Genomic DNA, 17,574 nt, shown 5'->3' on the forward strand with positions numbered 1-17,574 from the left:
CCGGGTCCAATGCTCGATGGCATATTTGGCCAGCATCCCAGAGTGATACGCGGTCCCACACGCGACGATGAAGACCTTGTCGATCTCGCGAAGTTCCTGGTCGCTCAGTCGCTGCTCGTCGAGCACGATCCGACCGCCGGCGAAGTGCCCGAGCAGAGTGTCGGCGACCGCGGCGGGCTGCTCGGCGATCTCCTTCAGCATGAAGTACTCGTAGCCGCCCTTCTCGGCGGCGGACAGGTCCCAGTCGATGTGAAACGGACGAGCGGCGGCGTCGTCCCGGTTGCCCTGGAAGTCGTAGATCTCATAGCCGTGGGCGGTGATCACCACGGCTTGGTCCTGGCCCAGTTCCACGGCTTCGCGGGTGTGCTCGATGAATGCCGCGACATCGGAGCCAAGGAACATCTCCCCGTCACCGACGCCGATCACCAGCGGCGTCGAACGCCTGGCGGCCACGATGGTGTCCGGATCGTCGGCGCTGGCGAACACCAGGGTGAAATGGCCCTCCAACCGGGGCAGTACGGCCATCACGGAGCCGACGAAGTCACCCGCGGTGACTCCGTGGTGGTACTGCCAGGACACCAGGTGGACGGCGACCTCGCTGTCGGTGTCACTGGCGAACTCGACGCCGACGGCCTCGAGCTCGGCCCGAAGCGCGGCGAAGTTCTCGATGATCCCGTTGTGGACGACGGCGATCTTGCCCGCCGCGTCGCGGTGCGGGTGGGCGTTGCGGTCGGTCGGCCTGCCGTGGGTGGCCCAGCGGGTGTGGCCCATCCCGGTGTTGCCGATCAGCCCCTCGGAGTCGGCCTCCGCGAGGGCCTCCTCGAGGTTGGCCAACCGTCCGGCGCGCCTGCGCACCGCCATGCCGCCGTGCCCGTCGAGCAGCGCCACACCCGAGGAGTCATAGCCCCGGTATTCCATCCGACGCAGAGCATCGACGACGATGTCCCTGGCAGGACGCTGCCCGACGTAGCCGACGATTCCGCACATGACACTCCAGCCTAATGCAGCCGTCGGCCAAGAGGGGTAGTGCGGCCGCCGCCCCGAGCTGGTGTGAGCTACGGTCATCGGGTGGCCAAGACGAAGAAACTCTTCGCTGCGCTGACCCGTCGGGGGCCGCATCGCGTTCTCCGTGGTGACCTGGCCTTCGCCGGCTTGCCGGGCATCGTGTACACCCCCGAATCGGGGATGAATCTGCCCGGTGTGGCGTTCGGCCACGACTGGCTGGCCACTGCCGAGCGCTATGCGGGAACGCTGGAGCATTTGGCGTCCTGGGGCATCGTCGCCGCCGCCCCGAACACCGAGACGAGTTTCGCGCCGTCGGTGCTGAACTTTGCGTTCGACCTGGGTACGACCCTGGACATCGTGGCGGGCGTACGACTCGGCCCAGGCAAGATCAGCGTCCACCCCACCAAGTTGGGTGTCGTCGGCCATGGTTTTGGCGGCTCGGCTGCCGTCTTCGCCGCTGCCGGCATGGGCGACAAACTCAAGGCCGCCGTGGCGATGTTCCCCACTGTCTCCAAACCCGCGGCCGAACAACCCGCCTCGGCGCTGCGGGTGCCGGGGCTGATCCTCGCCGACCCGGGTGACCCCATGTCGCTGCGGTCGAACGCTGTCGAGTTGGCCAGGGCGTGGAAGCCGGCGACGCTGCGTGACGTGAAGAAGGTCACGGCAGGCGGGCTGGTCGAAGGCCGCCGGCTCGCCCGAGTCCTCAAACTGCCAGGAGCTGACAGGGGCACGCAGAAGATCGTCCGCGCGCTCCTCACGGGTTATCTGCTGCACCAGCTGACCGGCGACAAGACCTACCGGGACTTCTCCGATCCCGAGGTGGCGTTGCCCAAGGCCGAGGTCCTCGATCCGTTCTCCGACGATCCCGTGGATCTGGAGAACAAGGTCGTCGCGCTTCTCAAACCGTAGCGCGTCGACACCCCGCGTTCCCAACCAACTGGTTGATTGTCGTATGATTTCGCGATGCGCACCGGAATCTTTCTGAGCTACGCCAGCGGCTTCCGGGAGGCGGCCGACCAGGTCGTCGAACTCGAGAAGGTGGGCGTCGACATCGCCCTGGTCGCCGAGGCCTACTCCTACGACGCCATCAGCCAGCTCGGCTATCTCGCGGCCAAGACGTCCACCATCGAGCTCGGCTCCGGCGTCGTCCCGATCTACAGCCGTACGCCGACGCTGCTGGCGATGACGGCAGCCGGCGTCGACTACGTCTCCGACGGTCGCTTCCGGCTCGGCATCGGCACGTCCGGCCCACAGGTCGTGGAGGGCTTCCACGGCGTTCCGTTCGACGCGCCGCTCGGCCGCACCCGCGAGGTCGTCGAGATCTGCCGCCAGGTATGGCGACGCGACAAGGTCGAGTTCGACGGCAAGTACTACCAGATACCCTTGCCCGCAGACCGGGGCACCGGACTTGGTAAACCGCTCAAGCTCATCAATCATCCCGTCCGCGAGCGTATTCCGATCACCATCGCCGCCCTGGGGCCGCAGAACGTCCAACTCACGGCCGAAATCGCCGAGGGCTGGCAGCCGGTGTTCTACTACCCCGAGAAGGCCGATGACGTGTGGGGCGACGCCCTGCGCGCTGGCGCGGCCAAGCGTGACCCCGCCCTCGGCCCGCTCGACGTCATGGTCTCGGCCAGCCTGGCCATCGGCGACGACGTCGACGATCGGTTGGCGTGGGCGAAACCCCAACTGGCGCTGTACATCGGTGGCATGGGTGCCCGCGGCAAGAACTTCTACCACAATCTGGCCACCCGCTACGGCTTCGGCGAGGTCGCCGATCACATCCAAGATCTCTACCTGGCTGGCAAGAAGGAAGAGGCCATCGCCGCCGTGCCCGACGAGCTGGTGCGCCACACGTCACTGGTCGGCCCAGCCGGTTTCGTCAAGGAACGGTTGGCCGCCTACGCCGAGGCAGGCGTCACCACGATGCTGGTGCACCCGCTCTCCGGCGACGATCGCGAGTCCGTGAAGTTCTGCGAGGAGCTCGTCGCGCTGGCGCACTGAGTCACACCAGTAGGGTGCCCCCCTCGACGGTGAGCACCGTACCGGTGCCGTACGTCTGCTCCATGCAGTAGACGTACGCCCGTGCAGCGTCGTCGACCTCACCGATGCGACCGAGTGGAATCCGTCGTGCCTCTTGCTCGTACAGCGCCGTTCGGTCGGCATCCGACATCGCATCCCAGAGCGGGGTCCTGATCACGCCAGGTGCAACGGCATTGACGCGGATGGGCGCCAGCTCGACGGCCAGCGCGGTCGTCAGCGCGTTCATCGCACCGCACAGGCTCACTGGAAGGGCCCCGAAACCCGGCTGCCATGCTGCGGTGCCGCTCGTAAGCGTCACCGATCCGCCCTCGCGCAGACGGGGACCGAAGACCCGCACCGCGTTCAGCGCGCCGATGAACCGGGTCTGCAGGAACCCGGTGATGACCGCGGGTGTCAGGTCGGACAGCCGCGCCATTTCGAGTGACTCCCCCGCGGTGAAGACCAGGTGATCGACGTCGCCGACCTCTTCGGCGAGGCGGTCCAGACCGCCGGGGTCGGCGAGGTCGAGGGTGGCGCCGCAAGCCCCGTCGGGAAGTTCGGCCAGTGCGCGGTCGACACTCGACTGGCGCCGTGACACGACGATCGGGGTGGCGCCACGATCGGCAACGGCGCGGGCGACGCCAAGACCGATGCCCGAGGTGCCGCCGATGACGAGGACATTCGTGTTCTGAAGGCTCATGACTCCACGATCCGAGCATCCGAGCCATTCGTCCAACACTCTTTGCGTTGCGTAGCGATACCGTTGGGGTATGACCACCGCCGACCTCGACATGCGCAAGTTGCGGTACTTCGTCGCCGTCGCCGAGGAGCTGAACTTCGGGCGGGCGGCGCAACGGCTCCATATTGCGCAGCCCGTGCTGTCCCGCCAAATCAAGTCCTTCGAGGACGACCTCGGCGTCCGCCTCCTCGTCAGGGATAGCCGCGGCACCAGCCTCACGGACGCGGGCGCTCAGCTGCTGAACGATGCACGCTTCCTGCTGTCGGAGTCGAAGGCGTTGCGCGAGCGCCTTACCCGGGCAGCCAGCCCGACCCGGGTGCTGCGAATCGGCGTGATGCCAGGCCTGCTCGCCACCGGCGCGGTACGCACCTTCGAGTCGGCGGACGCGAGCCACCGCGCCGAAGTCATACCGGTCAATTGGGCCGATCAGATCGAGTCGGTGCTGAGCCGCCGCTTGGACGTCGTCTACGCCCGCGAGCCCATCGACCACCGCGGTCTCGGGACCGCTGCGCTCATCGAGGAGCCCAGGGATGCACTGCTCCCAGCAGACGACCCCCTGACCGCCCGACCCTCGGTGCTACTGACCGATCTCGCCTCTCATCGGCTGCTCCAGGATCCTGGGACCGTACCGGAGTGGTACGCCGTCGCGACACCTGAGCAGCGGCGCGCCACCCGCAGCACCGCCTGCACCATGGAGGAGAAGCTGGAACGCGTTGCCGCACATGAAGGTTTCGTGATCCTGCCACGGTCGACGACGGCGTTCTACCGCCGCCCCGACGTGTGCGTGGTGCCGATCGCCAACATTCCGCCTGGTCGCGTGACACTGATCTGGGACGCCGCGACGGCTGATCCCTTGCGCGACGAGTTCGTCACCGCGGCGCTGGCATGCCGCGATCAGACGATCTGACCTACTCCCCTACCTGCGGCAGCTCGTCGGCGGCAATCTCGCATGGCGTGGGTTCCGTCCCATCGGCAGTGGGCTCTGCGACGGCTTCTGGCAGCCCCTGCGGGGCGGGCGGCGGCTCGGGCGGCAGTGGGCCCGGGGTCGCTGTCGGTTCTGTATCTGGTTCTGGATCTGGAAGCGGTTGGGGTGCCGGCCCTTCAACGGTCTCCTCGGCAGGTTCCTCCGGGTCCGCGTCCGCCGCCGCCTCCTCGTCGCCGGCCGGCTCTTCAGTCTCGGCGTCGGGTTCGGGGTCATCTTGCTCGGACGTGTCACCGGCGTCGGGGAGTTCGCCATCGGCCGACCCGATCAGGCCACCGATGAGATCGGCCAGCTGCTGTCCGAATCCCGACAACCCGGAGCCGAGCGACGATGCGCCTGAGCCGAGGTCTCCTGACGACGGCATCGATGACGACGGCAGCGACGGCGGCGGAAGCGACGGCGCGCCCGCCGGCGGTGGGAGTGGCGCGGACGCAGCCGCCACCGGCGCAGCCTCGGCGGGAGGCGACCACTGCGGAGGGGGCTCCGGTGCGATAGCCGGGGCGGCCGGCCCCAATCCCCGACCGGGACCCGGCCCTGATCCGACGGCAGCTGCCGGAACGGTCCGAACGGAACCATCCCCACCACCCGCCGCTTCCGAATATCCCCTCGACTCGGCCCGGGGACCGAGGTCACCCGGCACGCCGAACACCGCCGTAGGGGCGGTGGCGCGTGCGATCGCCGCGTCGAAGGCGGCGTCGATCGACGAGGCGGCGGCGCGCATCGCGGCGAGCCAGTCCGACCCGACATCACGGTCGACGAACGGCTTGACCTGTTGGTCGACCAATTCGCTTGCGGCCGCGACGTCTCCCGCGCCGGTCGTGACCGTCTTGGCGGCGGCCAGCCATTCGGCGCGTTGCGGCCCCTGCCTGCCGTCGACCGCCTCGGTGGCGACTGCCTTCGCGTCGACCGCCTGCCACAGCGCGTCCCGAAGTGCGGCCTCCGCGTCCGCGGCCGCGCGGACCGCTGCGCTGACGGCGGTCGCCGCTTGGCAACTGCGCCAGACGAATTCGTGGGCTGCTGCCGCTCCCCGGCCGGTCCATGCCACGGTGAGCTCGGCAACCAGATCGCCCTGCATGCGGGCAGCGTCCTCGGCTGCCGATGCGGCCGCGGACAGGATCCCGTGGTCGAGATCCAGCGCCCGTAGGTCGAGGCCCTCCTCGGCGTCGTACCAGTCGCGCACCTGCGTGGGATGCATGGTCAGATCCCGATTCTGGTAACCGAGCCGACGGCATGCCGCCACGTATTCCTCGATGTCGTCGATGGTGGGTCGCGCCTCGGCGAGCCGTGCTGCGACGTCCAATGGGCCGGCCACCGTCACCCCAGCCGTGCGGCGCCGCGCGCATCGCCGTCGACGTACCGGTCGCCGGATGCCCTTAGCGCGGAAGCGATCTCGCGCATCGCCCTAGCCCACGCGTGCATCTGGTCGACGACGTCGTCGACGGCTCGCCGCAGGACGTTTCCGCGGGCGGCGTGGTCGCGACCGGCGACTGCACCGTCGAAGCTCAGCCGGTCGAGTTGACCGCGGACCAGCCCGTCGACGACGTCTGCGAGCGCGTCGCATCGGCTGGCGACGTCGAGCAGTGCTCCGACGTCGACGTGCGCTGACTCAGTTTCTCCCATGCCGGGTAAGACGCAGCGGAAGCCCGTCCGGTTCCGGCTCGGGTTAGGCCAGGTCCATGTCGAGGCCGGCCAGATGACCGTGGGCCTGCGCCTGCCCGACCGACCCGGCACCTGCCGCGTCGTGCAGGAGCCGCCACCCATCGCGGTCGTCACGACCCTCCGGCAGGTCCAACCAACGCCGCAAGAAGGTCAGGTTGCCGGTCGCGACGATCGCCGTCCGCAGGCTGGTGCTCAGCTCCATCCGCAACCGCGCGACCGCAGGTGACATCGACTGCGGCAGCAGTGCGCCGGGGTAGTGGTCCAGCGCGTAACCGACCCGCCCGGACCGGAGTTCGTCGAACACCTGACTCACGTCGCTGACGACCCGTTCCAGCAGTCGATACGGTCGCGACACCACCGTGACAGGCGCAATGACACGTCTGAGCCGCGACATCTCGGCACGGACCGTGACCACGTCCAAGTCCTTGTCATCGAGCATCATCGCGAGGCGATCGGCACTAAGACCTTCGGGATGCTGGCTCAGCAGCACCAAGATGTCGGCGTGGCGCGGTGTCAGGTGGGCGGTCCGGCGCTGGCTGCGCTGATCGGTGAACTGCCACCGCGGCCTTTCCGCGCCGAGCACCCGGAGTTGGGCACTGGCCTGTTCTCGCCCGCGTGCGCTGGGTTCGGTGAGCCGGAGCAACGCCAGATGGTTCTCGACGGCGACGGCGGTGGCGCGCACCAGGGCCAGCGCCTGGGCCGAGGCCACCTCGATACCGCCGGTCAAGTCGATCGCCCCGATGAGGTCACCGGTAGCTGGGTCGTGCACCGGCGCAGCGGTGCAACTCCATGGCTGGGCCACTCGGGAGAAGTGTTCAGAGCTGCGGATCTGCAGCTCGTGGTCGAGCGCAAGGGCGGTGCCTGGCGCATTGGTGCCGACGCGGCGTTCGCTCCAGTCGGCGCCGGGAACGAAGTTCATCGACTCGACCTTCCGGATCGCCTTCGGGTCGCCTTCCACCCACAGCAGCGTGCCGTCGGCGGCGGTGATGGCTACGACGACACCGGAATCGGTGGCATCGTCGACGAGGAGTCGCCTTATCACCGGAAGGGCCGCGGCCAACGGGTGCATGTCTCGCATCCTGGCCAGCTGGAGAGTGATCGCTGAGGACGAAGCGCTCTCGCCATCAGGGTTGACGCCCTTGGCCAGGCTACGACGCCAGCTCTCGGCGACCATCGGTCGGATCGCGGTGGAGTCGAGGTAGGACGAGTCGACCTGGCCGGCGACGAAGAGGTCGTGCACCTCGCGCAGCGGCCTCGACAGAACCACTCCGATCACGCTCCTTGCACCGGTTGACCTCGCGGCCCCGGTCCTGGCGGCCGAACCGCCCGCAGTCGCCACAGTAGTCCACCTGCCCCGATGGGACCGGGAGTGGTTTATCATCGGTCTGCGCTTGGCGTACAGGAATCTGGTGAGAACCCAGAACGGACGCGCCGCTGTGAATACGCCTGGTGAGAGCCGGTGTGTGAGTCAGATGTTGGGCCAAGCGCATCCTGCATCGAACGGGGTCGCGTGACACCCCGAAAGGAACGTTGAATGACGACGAACGACTCAAGCGTCGCGCTCGGATTCCCTTGTCTCTGAACCGTTCCGCCGATTACCCGCTCAGTGCGATCGTAGGCCACGAGCGGCTCCTGCTCGCGCTGGTGCTGTGCGCGGTGCGCCCCCAGATCGGTGGCGTGTTGATCAGGGGCGAGAAGGGCACTGCCAAGTCGACGGCGGTGCGCGGCCTGGCCGGGGTGCTCCATGCAGTGGACGGCGGCCGGCTGGTCGAGTTGCCGGTCGGCGCCACGGAGGACCGCGTGGTCGGTTCGGTGGATCTCGCGAAGGTGCTCAGCGACGGTGAGCATGCTTTCTCGCCAGGCCTGCTGGCCAGGGCCGACGGCGGCGTGCTCTACGTCGACGAGGTGAACCTTCTGCCGGATCACCTGGTGGACGTCCTTCTCGACGCCGCGGCGATGGGGCGTGTTCACATCGAGCGTGACGGCATCTCCCACTCGCACGAGTCCCGATTCGTGCTGATCGGCACGATGAACCCCGAAGAGGGCGAGCTGCGTCCGCAACTGCTCGATCGCTTCGGGTTGACCGTGGACGTGAATGCATCCCGCGACGTGCCCGAGCGAGCTCGCGTCATCCGCTCGCGGATCGCCTACGAGGCCGACCCGGAGGGCTTCGCGGCGCGCTATGCCGAGCAGGACGCCGAACTGGCCCGACGCATCGCCTCGGCGCGGGCACGGGTCGACGAGGTGGTGTTGCCCGACGCCGAGGTGGAGCGCATCGCCTCGGTGTGCGCGTCGTTCGACGTCGACGGGATGCGCGCCGACATCGTCATCGCGCGCACCGCGATTGCGCACGCCGCCTGGCGTGAGGCGCAGACGGTGACCGCCGAAGACATCAGGGTCGCCGCCGAACTCGCACTGCCGCACCGTCGTCGAAGGGACCCCTTCGACGACCCTGGTCTCGACCCCGATCAACTCGACGACGCCCTTGCCAAGTCCGGGGGCCAAGGCGACCCGGATCCCGACCCAGACCCCGAACCGGATCCCGACCCCAGCTCCCCACCGCCCGAACACGATTCGCCTGGCGACGGCACCGACCAATCGGCGCCGGAGGCACCGTCCAGTTCGACCCAACGGGCCCCGGCACCGACCCGGCCGAGTGCCGCCCCAACACCGGTCTTCCGGACGCGCGCGCTGACGGTGCCCGGCGTCGGCGACGGAACCCCGGGCCGACGGTCGCGGGCACGCAACCGCGCCGGCGCCGTCGTATCGGCCTGCGATGACGTCCGCAACGGTCACGGCCTCCACCTCTTCGCCACCGTGCTCGCCGCGGCCAGCCGCTCGGGAAGTACGGGTGCTCCTCGACCCGCAGTCGAAGACCTCCGCGGCGCGGTCAGGGTCGGCAGGGAGGGCAACCTGGTGATCTTCGTGGTCGACGCCTCGGGGTCGATGGCGGCACGGGATCGGATGTCCGCCGTCAGCGGCGCCGCGTTGTCCTTGCTGCGGGATGCCTACCAGCGCCGCGACAAAGTGGCGGTCATCACGTTCCGCCAGGACCACGCCACGGTCCTCTTGCCGCCGACGACCTCGGCGCACATCGCCGGTCGCCGGCTGGCGAAGTTCGACACGGGAGGCAAGTCGCCCGTTGCCGAAGGGCTGCTGGCAGCCAGGGAAATGGTCATCCGTGAACGGGTGCGAGACAGCACGCGTCGCCCCCTGGTGGTGGTTCTCACCGACGGAAGGGCCACCGGAGGCCGGGATCCCCTTGGCCGCAGCCGGTTGGCCGCCGCCGCGCTGGTGGCCGAGAAGGCCGCCGCGGTGGTGGTGGACTGTGAGACGTCCTATGTGCGGTTGGAGCTGGCCGAACGACTCGCCCGTCAACTCGAGGCGCCGATGATCGGGTTGGCCCAGTTGCGGGCGGGCCAGCTGACCGAGGCCGTTCGCGGCGCGGCCTGAACGCAGGAGGGTAACGCTTATGCCACAGGGTCGCCCATCGGTGGTTCCCGACGACGGCCGAACGACCAGGGCCCGTCGAAACAGCCCGGTGCTCGCGGTGCACACCGGGGCTGGCAAGGGAAAGTCGACCGCCGCCTTCGGAATGGCGTTGCGCGCGTGGAACTCCGGACTCGACGTCGCGGTCTTCCAATTCGTCAAGAGCGCCAAGTGGAAGGTCGGAGAAGAAGCGGCGTTCGCCAGACTGAACGACCTGCACACCGAGCACGGCGTCGGCGGCAGCGTCGAATGGCACAAGATGGGGGCCGGGTGGTCGTGGTCCCGCAAGACGGGCAGCGAGGACGACCACGCCGCGGCGGCTCTCGATGGCTGGGCGGAAATCACTCGCAGACTCGCCGAGGAGCGACACGACTTCTACGTACTCGACGAGTTCACCTATCCGCTGAAGTGGGGCTGGGTAGACGTCGACACCGTGGTCGACACGCTGCTGGCCCGACCAGGCAGCCAGCACGTCGTCATCACCGGCAGGGACGCGCCGCCACGATTGGTGGAGACCGCAGACCTCGTCACCGAGATGACCAAGATCAAACACCCCATGGATGCCGGCCGCAAGGGCCAGAAGGGCATCGAGTGGTAGCCACGACGCCGGCAGTCGTGGTGGCCGCGCCGTCTTCGGGCAGCGGAAAGACCACCGTGGCAACGGGATTGGTTGGCGCCCTTCGGCAGGCCGGCCACCGGGTCGCGCCGTTCAAGGTCGGGCCGGACTTCATCGACCCCGGCTATCACGCGCTCGCCGCCGGCAGGCCGGGCCGCAACCTTGACCCGGTCCTGGTGTCTGAGCAACTCGTCGGCCCGCTGTACCGACACGGCTGTGCGGGCGCCGACATCGCCGTGGTCGAAGGGGTGATGGGCCTCTTCGACGGCCGCATCGATCCCGACTCGGCGGGACCAGCGGTCGGATCGACGGCCCACGTCGCATCGCTGCTGAGCGCGCCGGTCATCATGGTCGTCGACGCCGCAGGCCACAGCCAGAGCATCGCCGCACTGCTGCACGGGTTTTCGACGTTCGACACCCGCACCCGCATTGGCGGGGTCATCCTCAACCGGGTCGGCTCCGCGCGCCACGAGCAGGTGCTGCGGCAAGCCTGCGAGTTCGTCGGCATGCCGGTGCTCGGCGCCATTCCGCGAGCGGGCGAGTTGACGGTGCCGTCGCGGCACCTGGGACTGATCACCGCCGTTGAGCACGGCAGGCAGGCATGTGCAGCCGTCGAGGCGATGACCACGTTGGTGGCCAAGCACGTCGACGTCGCCGCCGTCGCCGCCCTCGCCTCTGCGAGAGTTCCCGATGCGCCGTGGGATCCCGTCACCGCGGTTGGCGGACCGGTGGAGGGGCGCCCGGTGGTGGCGATGGCGGCGGGACGGGCCTTCAGCTTCGGCTATGCCGAACACGCCGAGTTGCTCCGCGCGGCGGGCGCCGACGTCGTGGAGTTCGACCCCGTCACCGAGCCGCTGCCCGACGGGACCGACGCCTTGGTGCTTCCCGGCGGATTTCCCGAGCAGCACCTCACCGAACTTTCCGCCAATGCGCAAGTCCGACAACAGATTCGCGACCTGTCCGAGAACGGACCGATCTACGCGGAGTGCGCGGGCCTGACCTACCTGATGACGGAACTCGACGGCCACCCGATGTGCGGAGTGTTCTCTGGCACCGCCCAATTCACCAAACGCCTCACCCTTGGCTACCGGGATGCCGTCGCGGCGAGCGACTCCGCGCTCTATCCCTTGGGACATCGCGTGGTTGGACACGAATTCCACCGCACCAAGGTCGAATTCGACAATGACCAGCAGCCGGCGTGGCTGTTCGGCGTCGACGGCCACACCGTGCGCGACGGAGCGATACGCGGGAAGGTCCACGCGTCCTACCTGCACACCCACCCGGCGGGACAGCCCGCCTCGGTGCGGCGATTCGTCGCGAGTGCCGACGTCCACGTTTCGCAATGAGTACTTCTGACGAGAGCGGAGATCTGATGGACTTCACCACGGTGCCTGCACCGGATGCCGAAGCCGAGCAGGCTGCCCGGTCACGCCAGGACATCCTGACCAAGCCGCAGGGCGCGCTGGGCCGGCTGGAGGACCTCTCGGTATGGGTCGCGGCATGCCAGGGCGCCTGCCCACCACGGCAGTTCAACCGCGCGCGCGTCGTCGTCTTCGCCGGTGATCACGGCGTGGCCCAGGCAGGGGTCTCGGCCTATCCACCCGAGGTGACCGCACAGATGGTGGCCAACATCGATGCAGGCGGTGCGGCGATCAACGTGCTGGCGGGTACCGCCGGGGCGACGGTGCGCGTCGTCGATGTCTCCGTCGACTGCGACGAGCCGCTCTCCGAGCAGATCGGCCAATACAAGGTTCGCCGCGGCAGTGGCAACATCGCCGTCGAGGACGCCATGACCGCTGACGAGACGGTGGCCGCCGTGACGGCAGGGCGCCGCATTGCGGACGAAGAGATCGATTCGGGCGCAGACCTTCTCATCGCCGGCGACATGGGCATCGGGAACACCACGCCGACCGCGGCACTGATCGCCGCATTGACGGGCCAGGAGCCGGTCGCGTTGGTCGGCAGGGGCACCGGAATCGACGACGCGGGGTGGGCGCGCAAGACGGCCGCGGTGCGCGACGCGCTGTACCGGGCTCGGGAGGCCACCGCCGATCCGCTCGCGCTGCTCCGCATCTGCGGGGGCGCGGACCTTGCCGCGATGGCCGGCTTTTGTGCTCAGGCCGCCATCCGGCGGACCCCCGTCCTGCTCGACGGTGTCGTCGTGACCGCCGCCGCGGTCGTCGCCGAGCGATTGGCCCCTGGCGCCAGCCGGTGGTGGCAGGCGGGTCACCGTTCCACCGAGCCCGCACACACGATCGCCCTCGCACATCTGGGACTTGAACCCATCGTCGACATGCGGATGCGACTCGGCGAGGGTTCCGGGGCCGCAGTGGCACTACCACTGCTGCGGGCGGCCGTCGCCACCTTGTCGTCGATGGCGACCTTCGGCGAAGCCGCGGTGTCCGACCGCGAGGACGTCGACGACCGATCGGCGGCGACCACGTGACCGAAGGCACGCCCGCGAAGCTCTGGGCGGTCGGTCTCGGTCCCGGCGATAGCGAGCTGGTTACGTTCAAGGCCGCCAAGGCGATCGGCGCGGCCGACGTGGTCGCCTTTCACTGCGCCCGCCATGGACGCAGCGTTGCGCTCGCGGTGGCCGAGCCCTATCTGCGCGACGGCCAGATTCACGAACGGCTGATGTACCCGGTGACCACCGAGACCGCCGACCACCCGGCCGGCTACCGCGGCGCCTTGGACGACTTCTACACCAGCGCGAGCGAGGTGCTCGCCAACCATCTGCGAGCCGGCCGCAGCGTCGCCCTGCTCGCCGAGGGCGATCCACTGTTCTACAGCTCGTACATGCACATGCACAAACGCCTGGCCCACGAGTTCGACACCGAGATCATCCCCGGCGTGACGTCGGTCAGCGCATCGGCCATGGCGGTCGGCGGCCCTCTGGTCGAGGGCGAAGAGACGCTGACGGTGCTGCCAGGGACGATGCCTGCCGCCGAACTGGTCCGCCGGCTGCGCGACAGCGACGCCGTCGCGATCATGAAACTCGGCCGCACCTTTCCGAAGGTCCTTGCCTCGCTGGAGGCCGCCGGGGTTGCCGACCGCGCCTGGTACGTGGAGCGCGCCTCGACGCCTGCGCAGCGGGTGATGCCGGTCCGCGACGTCGATCCCCTTACGGTGCCGTACTTCTCGATGGTGATCGTGCCCGGGCTGCTGAACAATCCCGCACCCGCGCCTGACACCCGAGCCATGGGTGAAGTGGTCGTCGTCGGCCTCGGGCCCGGCGCCGACAGATGGACGACGCCGGAGGTGCATGGCGAGTTGGCCAGGGCCACCGACATCGTCGGCTACAAGACCTACCTGTCGCGTCTCTCGCCAAGGCCCGGGCAGCGAATGCACCCCAGTGACAACCGCGTCGAGTCCGAACGTGCCTGCATGGCACTCGACTTGGCCAAGAACGGCGCCAGGGTCGTGGTCGTCAGCTCCGGTGACCCCGGCGTCTTCGCCATGGCAGCGGCGGTCGTCGAGGTCGCGGCCGAGCCGGCGTGGAGCGACGTACCGGTGCGCGTGGTGCCCGGCATGACCGCCGCCAACGCGGTGGCGGCCGCCGTCGGTGCACCGTTGGGCCACGACTACGCCGTGATCTCGCTGTCGGATCGGCTCAAGAGCTGGGCGGTGATCGAGCGCCGCCTGCACTCTGCCATCGACGCCGACATGGTGATCGCGATCTACAACCCCGGCTCGGAAAGTCGGACCTGGCAGGTAAGCGCGCTGAAGGACATTCTGGCACAGCGCCTTCCGGCCGATCGCCCGATCATCCTCGGCCGCGACGTCGGCGGCCCCGAACAACGCGTCACCGTGACGGCGGTGGACGCCTTCGACCCCGCCGTCGTAGACATGCGGACGTTGCTCATCATCGGCTCGTCGATGACGAAGGTCGTCGAGCGCACGGCAGGCCAGGCGGTCTTCACGTCACGACGTTACGACCAACCGCCGGCGTAATCGACGGGTCAGGTGACGTCGACCCAGTCGAGGGTGCGTTGCACTGCCTTCTGCCAACCCGCGTAGCCCGTGGCGCGCTGGTCGTCGTTCCAGGCCGGCGTCCAGCGCTTGTCCTCCTGCCAATTGGCCCGCAGGTCGTCGGGGTTGTCCCAGAAACCGACCGCGAGACCCGCCGCATAGGCGGCGCCCAGTGCGGTCGTCTCCGCCACGACGGGTTTGACCACGTCGACGCCGAGCACATCGGACTGGATCTGCATGCACAGATCGTTCGCGGTGATGCCGCCGTCGACCTTCAGGACCTCAAGGTGCACACCGGAATCCGCTTCCATGGCATCGACGACGTCGCGGCTCTGGTAGCAGATCGCCTCCAGCGTCGCCCGCGCGACGTGCGCGTTGGTGTTGAAGCGCGACAGTCCGACGATGGCGCCGCGGGCGTCGGACCGCCAGTACGGTGCGAACAGTCCGGAGAACGCGGGCACGAAGTAGACGCCGCCGTTGTCCTCCACCTGCCTGGCCAGTGACTCGCTCTGAGCGGCACCGCTGATGATGCCGAGTTGATCCCGCAGCCACTGCACGGCCGACCCGGTGACCGCGATCGAACCCTCAAGCGCGTAAACGGGTTTCGCGTCACCGAACTGATAGCAGACGGTCGTCACCAGCCCGTTCTCGGAGCGCACGATCTTCTCCCCGGTGTTCAGCAGCAGGAAGTTGCCGGTGCCATAGGTGTTCTTCGCCTCACCCGGCGCCAGGCACACCTGCCCGACCATCGCCGCCTGCTGATCGCCGAGGATGCCGGTGACCGGCACCTCCCCACCAAGCGGGCCCGTCTCCAAGGTCATGCCGTACGGCTCTGGTGACGACGACGGCACGATCCTGGGCAGCATCTGGCGGGGGATGTCGAAGAACGACAACAACTCGTCGTCCCAGTCGAGCGTCTCCAGATCCATCAGCATGGTTCTGCTGGCGTTGGTCACGTCGGTGGCGTGCACACCGCCGCGTGGGCCACCGGTCAGATTCCACAGCACCCAGCTGTCACTGGTGCCGAAGATGGCATCCCCGCGCTCGGCGGCCTCGCGCACGCCGTCGACGTTCTCCAGAATCCACTGCACCTTGGCGCCGGAGAAGTACGTGGCGGGCGGCAGGCCCGCCTTCCGTCTGATCACGTCGCCACGCCCGTCGCGGTCCAGCGCCGAGGCGACGCGGTCGGTGCGGGTGTCCTGCCACACGATCGCGTTGTAGTACGGCCTGCCGGTCTTGCGGTCCCAGACCAGTGCCGTCTCACGCTGATTGGTGATGCCGAGCGCAGCGAGGTCACCGGCCCGCAGCTTCGTGTTGTTGAGCACGGAGCTCAGGACCGATGCGGTTCGCTCCCAGATCTCGACGGGATTGTGTTCGACCCAGCCGGCCTTGGGCAGGATCTGCTCGTGTTCGAGCTGGTGTCTACCCACCTCGGCACCGTCGTGATCGAAGATCATGGCCCGGGTACTCGTGGTGCCCTGGTCGATCGCAGCGACGAACTCAGTCAACGGTGCTCCTCTGCTTCCCGGCTACCAGTACCACTCACCGTAAGCCCCAAACGGCCCGCGTCAGCGTTGTTCGCTGACCGAGTCGGCGACGCGGGACGCGACCACACGCGCGGTGTCCTCATCGGCGGCCTCGACCATCACCCGGACGACCTGTTCGGTTCCGGAGGGCCGCAACAGGATTCGCCCGGAGTCGCCGAGTTCTGCCTCGGCTTCGGCAACCGCCGTCTGGACCGACGGTGCCTCGGCGACCGTGGCCTTGTCCGCCACCTCGACGTTGATGAGCACCTGTGGGAGCGTCTGCATGGGCGCCGCCAGCGCAGCCAGCGTCGAATGGGTCGACGCCATCCGGGCCATCAGTCCCAACCCGGTGGCCACCCCGTCACCGGTGGTGCCGAGTGACGGCATCACGATGTGACCCGACTGCTCACCGCCGAGTGAGTATCCGCCCGCCCGTAATTCCTCGAGCACGTATCTGTCGCCGACGGCGGTGGTTCGGACCTCGATGCCTTCGGTCCGCATCGCGATGTGCAGTCCGAGGTTGCTCATCACCGTGGCGACCAGCGTGTTCGACGCCAGTTCACCGGCATCGCGCATGGCAAGCGCGAGGATCACCATGATCGCGTCGCCGTCGACGACGTGGCCGGCCGCATCGACGGCGAGGCAGCGGTCGGCATCGCCGTCGTGGGCAAGGCCAAGGTCGGCGCCGTTGGCCAGTACGGCCCGCTGCAGCACGTCCATGTGCGTCGATCCGCAACCGTCATTGATGTTGAGCCCGTTGGGTTCCGCGTTGATCGCGATGACGGTGGCGCCCGCGGCACGGTAGGCAAGTGGGGCAGCGGCCGAGGCGGCGCCGTGCGCGCAGTCCACCACGACGGTGATGCCGTCGAGCGGTACGGGGGCGGCCCTCGTGACGTGTCGCAGGTAGCGCTCGAGCGCGTCGTCGGCATCGAGCACGCGGCCGATGCCTGCGCCGACCGGGCGTTGGCCGGGTCCTGCGCCGAGAATTTCTTCGATTCGGTCCTCGGCGGCGTCGTCGAGCTTGTGGCCGCCGGGCCCGAAGATCTTGATGCCGTTGTCCGGCATCGGGTTGTGCGAGGCCGAGATCATCACGCCGAAGTCGGCGCCGTAGACGCCCGTGAGGTGAGCGACGGCGGGGGTTGGCAACACACCGACGCGTAACGCGTCGACGCCTTCACTGGTGATCCCCGCGATGACGGCGGCTTCGAGCATCTCGCCGCTGGCCCGCGGATCGCGGCCGACGACGGCTACCCGGTGCTGATCGCCGGCAGCCCCCAGTCGACGGGCGGCTGCCGCCCCAAGGGCCAGCGCCAGTTCCGCCGTCAGGTCGACGTTGGCGACGCCGCGTACTCCGTCGGTGCCGAATAGTCGGCCCATGCCCCTCCTAGATAAACCGAGAGCGTGCGCGCCCTTGGAACAGACGCGCACGCTCGCGGACAAACCGTACTGAGGATCAGCGCTTCGAGTACTGAGGCGCCTTGCGGGCCTTCTTGAGGCCGTACTTCTTGCGCTCGATGGCACGCGGGTCACGCGTGAGGTAGCCGGCCTTCTTCAGCGGCGGCCG

General features: G+C 68.6%; 16 protein-coding genes and 1 riboswitch. Of the genes, 8 read left to right on the top strand and 8 right to left on the bottom strand.

The features are described 5' to 3' along the window. A partial coding sequence (locus tag QOD90_RS07460; protein ID WP_526348199.1) for an isomerizing glutamine--fructose-6-phosphate transaminase occupies positions 1-987 on the bottom strand: 987 nt, incomplete at its 3' end. A gap of 81 nt (positions 988-1,068) precedes the next feature. On the opposite strand from QOD90_RS07460, the gene QOD90_RS07465 reads away from it, so the two are divergent. Then, positions 1,069-1,914, top strand: a complete 846-nt coding sequence (locus QOD90_RS07465; protein WP_526348201.1) for a dienelactone hydrolase family protein — start codon at positions 1,069-1,071, stop codon at positions 1,912-1,914. A 54-nt stretch (positions 1,915-1,968) separates the two neighbouring features. Then, entirely contained in the window at positions 1,969-3,009 is a 1,041-nt protein-coding gene (locus tag QOD90_RS07470; protein WP_526348203.1) for an LLM class F420-dependent oxidoreductase, read from the top strand. A 1-nt stretch (position 3,010) separates the two neighbouring features. On the opposite strand, the gene QOD90_RS07475 is transcribed toward QOD90_RS07470, so the two are convergent. After that, positions 3,011-3,727, bottom strand: coding sequence for an SDR family NAD(P)-dependent oxidoreductase (locus QOD90_RS07475; RefSeq protein WP_526348205.1), 717 nt, complete (start codon positions 3,725-3,727; stop codon positions 3,011-3,013). 70 nt (positions 3,728-3,797) lie between these two features. On the opposite strand from QOD90_RS07475, the gene QOD90_RS07480 reads away from it, so the two are divergent. Beyond that, positions 3,798-4,673, top strand: a complete 876-nt coding sequence (locus QOD90_RS07480; RefSeq protein ID WP_526348207.1) for a LysR family transcriptional regulator — start codon at positions 3,798-3,800, stop codon at positions 4,671-4,673. Between the two features lies 1 nt (position 4,674). Here QOD90_RS07480 and QOD90_RS07485 read toward each other — a convergent pair whose 3' ends face one another. From QOD90_RS07485 to QOD90_RS07495, 3 genes are read right to left on the bottom strand one after another with little or no spacing between them, the layout of a single operon-like run. Continuing rightward, positions 4,675-6,060: a hypothetical protein gene (locus QOD90_RS07485; RefSeq protein ID WP_526348209.1), complete on the bottom strand. Its 1,386-nt coding sequence runs from the start codon at positions 6,058-6,060 to the stop codon at positions 4,675-4,677. Positions 6,061-6,062: 2 nt separating this feature from the next. Continuing rightward, a complete protein-coding gene (locus QOD90_RS07490; protein WP_526348211.1) occupies positions 6,063-6,368 on the bottom strand; it encodes a DUF7162 family protein in 306 nt (101 codons plus the stop codon). 43 nt (positions 6,369-6,411) lie between these two features. Beyond that, entirely contained in the window at positions 6,412-7,674 is a 1,263-nt protein-coding gene (locus QOD90_RS07495) for a helix-turn-helix domain-containing protein (RefSeq protein ID WP_526348213.1), read from the bottom strand. A 108-nt stretch (positions 7,675-7,782) separates the two neighbouring features. After that, positions 7,783-7,906: riboswitch (cobalamin riboswitch) on the top strand. Between the two features lie 79 nt (positions 7,907-7,985). Here QOD90_RS07495 and QOD90_RS07500 point away from each other — a divergent pair. From QOD90_RS07500 to QOD90_RS07520, 5 genes are read left to right on the top strand one after another with little or no spacing between them, the layout of a single operon-like run. Then, a complete protein-coding gene (locus QOD90_RS07500) occupies positions 7,986-9,860 on the top strand; it encodes a VWA domain-containing protein (protein ID WP_526348225.1) in 1,875 nt (624 codons plus the stop codon). A gap of 19 nt (positions 9,861-9,879) precedes the next feature. Beyond that, positions 9,880-10,494: a cob(I)yrinic acid a,c-diamide adenosyltransferase gene (cobO, locus tag QOD90_RS07505; protein WP_526348215.1), complete on the top strand. Its 615-nt coding sequence runs from the start codon at positions 9,880-9,882 to the stop codon at positions 10,492-10,494. Then, a complete protein-coding gene (locus QOD90_RS07510) occupies positions 10,488-11,858 on the top strand; it encodes a cobyrinic acid a,c-diamide synthase CobB (protein ID WP_526348217.1) in 1,371 nt (456 codons plus the stop codon). Before cobO ends, QOD90_RS07510 begins: the two co-directional genes overlap by 7 nt. Before the next feature lie 26 nt (positions 11,859-11,884). Continuing rightward, complete coding sequence (gene cobT, locus QOD90_RS07515) at positions 11,885-12,958, top strand: nicotinate-nucleotide--dimethylbenzimidazole phosphoribosyltransferase (protein WP_526348227.1); 1,074 nt, start codon at positions 11,885-11,887, stop codon at positions 12,956-12,958. After that, positions 12,955-14,466: a precorrin-2 C(20)-methyltransferase gene (locus QOD90_RS07520; RefSeq protein ID WP_526348219.1), complete on the top strand. Its 1,512-nt coding sequence runs from the start codon at positions 12,955-12,957 to the stop codon at positions 14,464-14,466. Before cobT ends, QOD90_RS07520 begins: the two co-directional genes overlap by 4 nt. Positions 14,467-14,474: 8 nt before the next feature. Here QOD90_RS07520 and glpK read toward each other — a convergent pair whose 3' ends face one another. The 3 genes from glpK to rpsI form a co-directional block, all read right to left on the bottom strand. Next, on the bottom strand, positions 14,475-15,992 hold the full coding sequence (glpK, locus tag QOD90_RS07525; protein WP_526348221.1) for a glycerol kinase GlpK: 1,518 nt from the start codon (positions 15,990-15,992) through the stop codon (positions 14,475-14,477). Between the two features lie 60 nt (positions 15,993-16,052). Next, positions 16,053-17,387: a phosphoglucosamine mutase gene (gene glmM, locus QOD90_RS07530; RefSeq protein WP_526348223.1), complete on the bottom strand. Its 1,335-nt coding sequence runs from the start codon at positions 17,385-17,387 to the stop codon at positions 16,053-16,055. Positions 17,388-17,463: 76 nt separating this feature from the next. Further along, the coding region (gene rpsI / locus QOD90_RS07535) for a 30S ribosomal protein S9 (RefSeq protein WP_526348229.1) at positions 17,464-17,574 on the bottom strand (111 nt) is incomplete at its 5' end.

The organism is Mycobacterium sp., from assembly GCF_032161845.1.
Lineage (GTDB): Bacteria > Actinomycetota > Actinomycetes > Mycobacteriales > Mycobacteriaceae > Mycobacterium.

Bases quoted from the DNA above. Each gene is read 5' to 3' on its own strand.
- QOD90_RS07470 (WP_526348203.1), top strand. From the start codon at position 1,969: ATGCGCACCGGAATCTTTCTGAGCTACGCCAGCGGCTTCCGGGAGGCG.
- QOD90_RS07475 (WP_526348205.1), bottom strand. From the start codon at position 3,727: ATGAGCCTTCAGAACACGAATGTCCTCGTCATCGGCGGCACCTCGGGC.
- QOD90_RS07480 (WP_526348207.1), top strand. From the start codon at position 3,798: ATGACCACCGCCGACCTCGACATGCGCAAGTTGCGGTACTTCGTCGCC.
- QOD90_RS07490 (WP_526348211.1), bottom strand. From the start codon at position 6,368: ATGGGAGAAACTGAGTCAGCGCACGTCGACGTCGGAGCACTGCTCGAC.
- cobO (WP_526348215.1), top strand. From the start codon at position 9,880: ATGCCACAGGGTCGCCCATCGGTGGTTCCCGACGACGGCCGAACGACC.
- cobT (WP_526348227.1), top strand. From the start codon at position 11,885: ATGGACTTCACCACGGTGCCTGCACCGGATGCCGAAGCCGAGCAGGCT.
- glmM (WP_526348223.1), bottom strand. From the start codon at position 17,387: ATGGGCCGACTATTCGGCACCGACGGAGTACGCGGCGTCGCCAACGTC.